Raw genomic sequence first — 8,796 nt, 5'->3', positions numbered from 1 at the left:
TTCATGTGCATTCCTTAATGATTTTAGCCAGATAGTTAACTTTAAATCTGACTGTAGTTGGTGGTTAATAAAAATTCAAATTGCATCCATGACCCGAAACAGCATTTCTTTCACCGATTGTGGATCAAACGGTTTGTCACAAATGCCGGATACACCGGCTTTATAAACATTGCTGAGGCGTGTTGTATTGTGTTCGCTGGTGACCATCAAAATTGGAATACGAGAATTACCTAGATCTTGACGAATGAATTTAATCAAGGCCTGTCCATCCATCACCGGCATGTTTAAATCCGTGACGATCAGGTCGAAGGCGTCCTCATCTTGCACAAACAAATCGGCAGCCTGTTTGCCATCCTCGGCTTGCGTGATTTGCACAATACCCATGTTATTCAGTACTCGGCAGATATGTTTTCTGGAAAAGTTGCTGTCCTCAACCACCAGTGCTCGCACATTTTCTATATCGTAATTTTCCAGACTGATTTCTTCCGGATCGATAAATTCAATCGTGGTTCTGAGCGCATTGTTTAAATCTTGTTGCGCAAATGGCTTGGGTAAAATAGCCACCACACCGGCTTGACGAATAGCATCCAAAACTTCATAGCGGGATTCGCTGGAAACCAGCATGAAGGGAATGTCGCTTAAAGCCTCATCGTTTTTGATCTGCTGAATCAGTTCGCTAGCGGTCATGTCCGGCAGATAAAAGCTACTAATAATCAAGTCGGGGCGATAGGTTTGCAGCTTGCTTAATGCCTCACCGCCGCTGGCAGCACCCTCGATATAAGCTATACCTTCGCTGTGCAACCGCTGCATGATGACCTTAAGTTGCGTGCTGGACGGTTCGATTAATAAAATTGCTAAATCGCTGATGTGGATGCTGTGCATGTGGTGTTATTCTGATAAGTGATTTTTAAAGACGATTATTCAGCTTTTACATGATACAAGAGACCATAATAACCACCATCAGCGACTCCGGTACAGTACATATTGCACCCATGGGTGTACATGTGGCTGACAAGCAGTTTGTCATATTGCCCTTCAAACCTTCAACTACTTTAAATAATGTTTTGCAAACAGGTACCGCAGTGATTAATTATTGCGACGATGTGCGCATCTTTGCCGGTTGCCTGACAGGTCGCCGAAATTGGCCTTTAAAGCCTAGTGAAAAAATCAACGGTCGTTATCTTGCCGATACCTTAGCGCATGCTGAATTAGTATTGGAAACAGTGGAAGATGACGCTGTTCGACCCAAACTGTTTTGCAAGGCCGTGCATGAGGTTAATCATAGGCCCTTTCAGGGCTTTAATCGCGCCCAATTTGCCGTGCTGGAAGCGGCAATTTTAGTCAGTCGGCTGGGTAGATTGTCCTGGGACAAGATTCAAGCCGAACTGGATTATTTGCAGATTGGTTTAGATAAGTGCGCTGGAGAACGTGAACTGGAAGCCTGGGGCTGGTTGATGGCTGTCATCGAACAACACAAGCAGGGAGTTATGAAATCATGAGCGCTATGTTAGCCAGCGTCAACAGCTTGCAAGAAGCACTGTTCATGCAGTCGTTTCAGGTTGATGTGATCGATTTGAAGCAACCGGCCAAAGGTGCTCTTGGGGCATTAGCTGTGGCGGACGTTGCCGAAATAGTTAACAGCCTGGATAGCGGTCGTCTGATTAGCGCTACTGTAGGCGATTTGCCGATGCAGCCTGATGTTTTAGTTACAGCTGTGCAAGCCATGGCGGCTACCGGTGTAAATTATGTCAAGATTGGCTTTTTCCCGGCTGATAATTGGCTGGACTGCATTCATCAGCTTGGTATTTTAGCTAAACAAGGCTATGCGCTGATTGCCGTGTTGTTTGCCGATAGCCAGCCTGATTTGGCTGTTATCCAAGCCTTGCAACAAGCGGGTTTCGCCGGCGTTATGCTGGATACTATGCATAAAAACCTAGGCTCTTTGACACAGCACATGTCACCGGCTGAGCTGCAAGCATTTGTTGGCAAGGCCAAAGCGGCGGGATTGATCAGTGGCTTGGCCGGCTCTCTAACAAAGGAGGATATTTCGGTATTATTGCCTTTGCGGGCTGATTATCTGGGTTTTCGCGGTGCCTTGTGTAAGCAAAGTCAGCGTACAGCAGGCTTGGATAGTCAGCAAATTGCAGATATTAGGCAACGGATAAAATAACCTGTAGGAGATCGCCGTGACTGATTTGAAACAAACGCCGCTACACAATTTGCATCTGGAGCTGGGTGCGAAAATGACTGCATTTGCCGGTTATTTGATGCCTTTGCAGTATACAAAAGGCATTATTCACGAGCATCTGCATTGCCGCAGCCAAGTCGGATTCTTTGATATTTCCCATATGGGGCAATGCCGTATTTTGGGTGATAACGCCGCGTCTGCGCTTGAAAAGCTCACCCCCGGCGGTCTAGTCGATTTGGCTGTCGGTGCACAAAAATACACCGTACTGACTAACGATGATGGGGGCGTTATCGACGACATCATTGTCACGCGTACCGAATTTGGTTTGAGTATCATTGTCAATGCGGGATGTAAGGAGAAAGATTTTACTTATTTAAAGCAACAATTAGCCGATGATTGCCAGTTTGAAGTCTGTGCCGATCTGGTTTTGTTCGCCTTACAAGGGCCGGCAGCAGTCAGTTTGCTAGGAAAATATGCTGCCGATATCACCTGTTTGGGTTTCATGCACAGCTGCGCTACACAAATTGGCGGCGTTGACTGTGTTGTTAGTCGCTGCGGATACACTGGCGAAGATGGCTTTGAAATTTCCTTACATCAAGACCATGCTGAACAGCTGGCGCGATTGTTATTGGCAGAGCCCAATGTCGAGCCGATAGGCCTAGGTGCCCGCGACACGTTGCGATTAGAAGCGGGTTTATGTTTATACGGTCATGAACTCAGCGACAATATTTCGCCAATAGAAGCCCGTTTGCAATGGCTGATTAAAAAAGGTCACCAGAATTACCCCGGCGCCAACGTCATTCTGAAACAAATGCAACAAGGTGCCGAGCGTATCAGAGTGGGTTTGTTAATCGACAGCAAAATTCCGGTTCGGGAAGGATCTGTACTGCATGATGCTGAAGCTAATGTTGTTGGATTTGTCAGCAGCGGCAGCTTTTCACCCAGCCTGAGTCGGCCGGTTGCGATGGCTTTAATTGGCCGTAACTATGCCGATATCGGCACGGTTTTATACGCTACGGTGCGTAATACGCGCATCGCCGTGACTGTCAGTCGTTTACCCTTTGTACCTCACCGTTACCAGAGATAATTGTCATGTCAGCAAATCGCCTTCGTCTCGAACAACTGGAAATGCGCGGTAGTTTTATTCCGCGTCATATCGGCCCCGACCAACAGCAAACCCAAGACATGCTCAATAGCTTGGGTTTGCATGAACTGGAAGATCTGGTCGAAAAAGTGATTCCGGCTAATATTTTGAATCACGAACCGTTAAAACTCACCGAAACCATTAGCGAACGCGCGGTGATTAAATACTTGCGCAAAATGCGCGAACGTAACCAGGTATTGGTGTCCATGATAGGCATGGGTTATTACGACACCATCATGCCGGCGGTGATCAAGCGTAATTTGTTGGAAAACCCAGGTTGGTACACAGCCTATACGCCATATCAGGCTGAAGTCAGTCAAGGTCGACTGGAAGCTTTATTGAATTTCCAGCAAATGATTATCGACCTGACCGGCATGGAGTTGGCGAATGCCTCTTTGCTGGACGAAGCCACCGCAGTTGCAGAAGCTATGACGATGTCTCGGCGACTGGCTAAAAGCGCTTTTGATACGGTATTAATAGACCAGGACTGCCATCCGCAAACGATCGCTGTGGTTAAAACTCGTGCTGCATCGTTGGGTTATCAGGTGCTGGTGGTTGATCCCTATAGTGATTTGGAACAGCATGATTTTTTTGCCTTGATCCTGCAATACCCCGGCTCTCAGGGGGAAGTTCGCGATTTGACTGATTGCGTTGCTCTAGCACATCGTAAACAAGCGCTAGTGACGGTGGCAGCCGATTTGTTGGGTCTGGTATTGCTGAAGCCACCGTCTGCTTTTGATGTCGATATCGTCGTCGGCAGTGCGCAGCGTTTTGGTGTGCCTATGGGTTACGGTGGTCCGCATGCGGCGTATTTTGCCACCCGCGATGCATTCAAGCGCTCGGTGCCTGGTCGCATCATTGGCGTATCTAAAGATAGTCATGGTCAGATTGCACTGCGGATGGCTTTGCAAACCCGCGAACAACATATCCGCCGCGACAAAGCCACCAGCAATATTTGCACTTCGCAAGTGTTACTGGCTGTGATTGCTGGTTTTTATGCGGTGTATCATGGGGCAGACGGATTGCGGATGATTGCCGGGCGCGTGCATCGCTATGCCCAAATAATGGCAGCTGGTCTGCTCCACTATGGGCATGATGTTGTGAGTCTATGCTATTTCGATACTGTGATTGTTCGCATGCCTAATCGTGCTAAACGTATTGCAGCGCGGGCAGTGGAGTCTGGTATTAATCTGCGGATTATCGATGCAGATACTCTGGGTATTTCTTTGGACGAAACCACCACCCGCAATGACATCAGAACTCTGTGGCAGGTGTTTTCCTCGCCCGGTTTCGATCTGCCTGATATCAATGCATTGGATAAATTAGTCAGCGAATGCGTGCCGGATTATTTATTGCGCAACGATCCGATTCTGCAAAACCCGGTGTTCAGTCGTTACCATTCCGAAACTGAAATCATGCGCTATATGCGTAAATTAGCCAGACGAGATATTGCATTGGATAGAGCTATGATCCCGTTGGGTTCCTGCACCATGAAGCTGAATGCCGCCACCGAAATGCAGGCTATTTCGTTTTACGAATTTAATGCCATGCACCCCTTCGTGCCATTAAATCAGGCTCAGGGTTATCAACAATTGTTTGCCGAACTGGAAGACATGCTATGCGATCTGACCGGTTTCGATGCCTTTTCCTTACAACCCAACGCCGGTTCGCAAGGCGAATACACCGGCTTGCTGGTGATCCGCAAATATCATCAGGTGAATGGTCAAGGCCAGCGCAACATTTGTTTAATCCCGGCCTCGGCACATGGCACCAATCCAGCCAGCGCGGCATTGGCTGGCTTGAAAGTAGTCGTGGTGGCTTGCGATGCCAACGGAAATGTTAGTGTTGAGGATTTGCGCGCCAAAGTGACGCAATATCAGGATACTCTGGCAGCATTGATGATTACCTATCCGTCCACGCATGGGGTTTATGAGCAGGCTTTCCGAGAGATTTGCGACCTCGTGCATCAACATGGTGGTCAAGTGTATCTGGACGGCGCCAATTTCAATGCCTTGGTGGGTTTGAGTCGGCCAGGTCGTATTGGTGCCGATGTGGCGCATCTGAATTTGCATAAAACCTTTTGTATTCCGCATGGCGGCGGCGGTCCAGGCGTTGGGCCGATTGGTGTGGGTGCGCATCTGGCGCCGTATTTACCAGATCATCCGGTGGTGGAGGGCGTCAATCCGGCCAAAGGAAAGCAGGGTACGGTTGGCACCGTCTCGGCGGCACCTTGGGGTTCGGCTAGCATATTGACGATTTCCTGGGCTTACATTGCCATGATGGGTGCCACCGGTTTGCGGCAGGCAACGCTGACGGCCATCATGAACGCCAATTACATTGCGCGTCGGTTAGCACCGCATTACCCGATTTTGTACACCGACGCCAACGGCTGGATTGCCCATGAATGCATTATCGATTGTCATGCATTCAAAAAAACAGCCAACATCACGGTGGAAGATATCGCCAAGCGCCTGATCGATTATGGCTTTCATGCCCCCACTGTGTCGTTTCCTGTGGCCGATACGCTGATGATAGAGCCGACCGAGAGCGAGAACAAAACAGAAATCGACCGCTTCTGCGATGCCATGATTGCCATACGCCAGGAAATACGTGAAGTTGAAGAAGGGCAGGCAGACCAGGACAACAACGTCTTGCATAATGCCCCTCACACTCATCGATTACTGCTGGAGGAATGGCGTTTGCCTTATTCCCGGCAAAAAGCCTTCTTCCCGGATAGCCATCAACATGATGACAAATACTGGCCGCCAGTAGGGCGTATCGATAATGTCTACGGTGACCGAAATGTGATGTGCAGTTGTCCGCTGGATTGGGGCGAGACTGTGTAACGAGAGCGTGCGGGCTTTTGTCGATCTCAAGAGCTGTGGAGTACAAACCTAGGTTTGTACTCCTATACGTTTCAACTTTTACAATAAAAACCTCAGTCGCACCTCTAACTTGCGGTCTGGATTCCTGTATTCTACCGGTATGATATTGCCGCTGAAGAATCTACAAAATCAGGATTGATTTTTATAGGATAAATCGAAAAGTTGGCTAAACCGCTTGCAAAAAACGCTTATCGACAGTATCTTGCTCGGCTGATTAAACAACAGGTGTTCTAGTGCAAGCAACTCGGCTATCCATTCCGGACGTTATACTGTTTACCCCTAAAGTGTTTGGTGACGAACGCGGTTTTTTCTACGAAAGCTTCAATCAGCAAAAGTTTGCAGAACTAACCGGATTAAAGCGTCAATTCGTACAAGATAATCATTCCAAATCACAGAAAGGTGTATTGCGCGGCTTACATTATCAATTGCCACCCAAAGCCCAAGGCAAATTGGTGCGTGTGGTGCAAGGCGAAGTGTTTGATGTAGCTGTCGACATCCGCAAAAGTTCACCCACATTCGGCCAATGGGTGGGTGCGACTCTGTCTGCGGAAAACAAGCAACAGCTGTGGATACCAGAAGGCTTTGCACATGGTTTTGTGACGTTATCGGATACAGCCGAGTTTCTTTATAAAACGACTGATTACTATGCGCCTGAATATGAATGCAGCATAGCCTGGGATGATCCTGCCATCGGTATCAACTGGCCTTTCGCAAGCGAACCCGCTTTATCAGCAAAAGATCAAAATGCCCAATTATTGGCCGCAGCCGAATATTTTGCCTAAACAGGCACAGATGAATAAGGCAAAAAATGCAAAATTTTAGTATCTCCCCTAAAGAAATGCTTGCCAGTTTATGGCGTAACCGTAGCTTGACCAAAGCCTTGGTAAAGCGTGAAGTGGTTGGTCGCTATCGAGGCTCGGTTTTAGGGATATTCTGGTCTTTTTTTAATCCAGTCTTTATGCTGTTGGTGTATACCTTTGTATTCAGCGTTGTGTTCAAAGCGCGTTGGCCTGGGGGAAGTGAATCCAAAACTGAATTTGCCCTGATTTTATTTTCTGGACTGATAATTTTTAATCTATTTTCAGAGTGCGTTAATAGAGCGCCTAGCTTGATTTTGGCCAATGTTAACTACGTGAAAAAAGTAGTTTTTCCTTTGGAGATTTTGCCATGGGTTACTATGGGTGGAGCACTTTTTCATGGATTAATTAGTTTCATCGTTTGGCTGCTATTTTACGGCATATTGTTTGGTCTGCCACACCCGACAGCACTGCTGTTCCCTATTATTCTATTACCTCTGTTATTGATGACCATGGGTTTTTCTTGGGGGCTGGCTGCATTGGGGGTTTATCTGCGCGATATTGCCCAAATTATTGGCTTGGTCACCACGATATTGATGTTTTTGTCGCCGATTTTTTATCCTATTACGGCGCTGCCAGAAAAATATCAGTCGATAATGATGTTAAACCCTTTGACATCTGCTATTGAGCTAGGTCGTGGGGTATTGGTGTGGGGGAAAATGCCCGATTGGACCCTGTTTGCAATTTTTCTTTCGGCGTCATTGCTAATTGCTTGGTTAGGTTTTGCATGGTTTCAAAAAACCCGTAAGGGCTTTGCCGACGTTTTGTAAAAGTCGAATAGATAAGATTTTTGGATGACTCGGCAAGAATTAGCTCAGCTTTCGGAAGATTTTACTAAGGGTTTACTTAACTATTCAGTATACAGTTTTAGTGGTGTGCATCATGCAACATAACGACTGCATAGTAGATAACTAAACTAAACACCTGCCACCGCATTATCAAACAACCATCGAAGAAACAGTTGCAAAGGTATTTGGTGAGAAATCTTCGGTGATGTTGTTTGGCTCCAGATTAGATGACAATGCCAAGCGTACACAGCCAGATTGGAAACCCATATCATATGGATTTGAAGTTTTGGGTTGTAAACATTTTTCAGAATTTCCCGTTGCCAAGCTGACCGATTATCATGACCAATTGGATGAAAAGTTAGTCGCAGATAACGTATTTGCTGTCGTTACTGCGACGCATATTTTGACGCAACGGACCCGAAAGAACGATGATGAACGCTACGAAGCCAAGCGGCGGCTGATGCGATTGCTATATCAGCGCGACTGGGATAAGCAGAAAGTCATTGATCTATTTCATGTGATTGACTGGATGATGCGTTTACCAGAAGTACTGGAACAACAATTGTGGTATGAAATTGAAGCCATAGAGGGGGGTAAAAAAATGCACTATGTCACCAGCGTGGAAAAAATAGGTATTGCCAAAGGGCGACAAGAGGGCAGGCAAGAAGGCTTATTAAAGGGTGAAGCCAAAATGTTGAGTATTATGCTTAAACATCGGTTTGGTAATGTGCCTGAGGCAACGATAGAAAAACTTACCCAGTCTAGTGAAGAACAACTCAAAAAGTGGCTGATTAGCGCTATATCTGCGTCTACCCTGGATGCTGTGTTTAATGGTGATATGGCCCACTAAGGAATATGCATGGAATATCATATGCAAGAATCCTGTGTAGGTGCGGATTTATCCGCACAGTGCGAATAAATTCGCACCTACAGC

The 8,796-nt window shown here is 46.9% G+C and carries 8 protein-coding genes; 7 read left to right on the top strand and 1 reads right to left on the bottom strand.

What is annotated here, in order from left to right:
* Positions 1–75: 75 nt before the first annotated feature.
* The gene (locus tag A1359_RS12880; RefSeq protein WP_066983490.1) at positions 76–882 is read right to left on the bottom strand and encodes a response regulator; all 807 of its coding nucleotides are present in this window, start codon (positions 880–882) and stop codon (positions 76–78) included.
* 50 nt (positions 883–932) lie between these two features.
* On the opposite strand from A1359_RS12880, the gene A1359_RS12875 reads away from it, so the two are divergent.
* From A1359_RS12875 to A1359_RS12845, 7 genes are all read left to right on the top strand, one after another.
* Positions 933–1,499 (top strand): DUF447 domain-containing protein, encoded by a 567-nt coding sequence (locus tag A1359_RS12875; protein ID WP_066983487.1) that lies wholly within the window; start codon positions 933–935, stop codon positions 1,497–1,499.
* Positions 1,496–2,170 carry a (5-formylfuran-3-yl)methyl phosphate synthase gene (locus tag A1359_RS12870; protein ID WP_066983484.1) on the top strand — a complete coding sequence of 225 codons (675 nt, stop codon included), beginning with the start codon at positions 1,496–1,498 and terminating at the stop codon, positions 2,168–2,170. The genes A1359_RS12875 and A1359_RS12870 overlap by 4 nt, the downstream gene beginning before the upstream one ends.
* Positions 2,171–2,186: 16 nt before the next feature.
* Positions 2,187–3,275, top strand: a complete 1,089-nt coding sequence (gene gcvT / locus A1359_RS12865) for a glycine cleavage system aminomethyltransferase GcvT (protein WP_198159347.1) — start codon at positions 2,187–2,189, stop codon at positions 3,273–3,275.
* A gap of 5 nt (positions 3,276–3,280) precedes the next feature.
* Positions 3,281–6,178, top strand: coding sequence for an aminomethyl-transferring glycine dehydrogenase (gene gcvP / locus A1359_RS12860; protein WP_066983478.1), 2,898 nt, complete (start codon positions 3,281–3,283; stop codon positions 6,176–6,178).
* A gap of 272 nt (positions 6,179–6,450) precedes the next feature.
* Positions 6,451–6,999 (top strand): dTDP-4-dehydrorhamnose 3,5-epimerase, encoded by a 549-nt coding sequence (rfbC, locus tag A1359_RS12855; protein WP_066983474.1) that lies wholly within the window; start codon positions 6,451–6,453, stop codon positions 6,997–6,999.
* A 26-nt stretch (positions 7,000–7,025) separates the two neighbouring features.
* Positions 7,026–7,844 carry an ABC transporter permease gene (locus A1359_RS12850; protein ID WP_066983472.1) on the top strand — a complete coding sequence of 273 codons (819 nt, stop codon included), beginning with the start codon at positions 7,026–7,028 and terminating at the stop codon, positions 7,842–7,844.
* Positions 7,845–8,148: 304 nt separating this feature from the next.
* Positions 8,149–8,712, top strand: a complete 564-nt coding sequence (locus A1359_RS12845) for an RpnC/YadD family protein (RefSeq protein WP_198159346.1) — start codon at positions 8,149–8,151, stop codon at positions 8,710–8,712.
* Positions 8,713–8,796: the final 84 nt, after the last annotated feature.

Source organism: Methylomonas lenta (genome assembly GCF_001644015.1).
In the GTDB taxonomy this organism is placed as follows: domain Bacteria; phylum Pseudomonadota; class Gammaproteobacteria; order Methylococcales; family Methylomonadaceae; genus Methylomonas; species Methylomonas lenta.
The sequence above is the reverse complement of the archived record's forward strand: the minus strand, read 5'-3'. Positions and strand labels throughout refer to the sequence as shown.

Coding starts and splice junctions, on each gene's coding strand:
- A1359_RS12880 (WP_066983490.1), bottom strand. CDS start 882: ATGCACAGCATCCACATCAGCGATTTAGCAATTTTATTAATCGAACCG.
- A1359_RS12850 (WP_066983472.1), top strand. CDS start 7,026: ATGCAAAATTTTAGTATCTCCCCTAAAGAAATGCTTGCCAGTTTATGG.
- A1359_RS12875 (WP_066983487.1), top strand. CDS start 933: ATGATACAAGAGACCATAATAACCACCATCAGCGACTCCGGTACAGTA.
- A1359_RS12870 (WP_066983484.1), top strand. CDS start 1,496: ATGAGCGCTATGTTAGCCAGCGTCAACAGCTTGCAAGAAGCACTGTTC.
- gcvP (WP_066983478.1), top strand. CDS start 3,281: ATGTCAGCAAATCGCCTTCGTCTCGAACAACTGGAAATGCGCGGTAGT.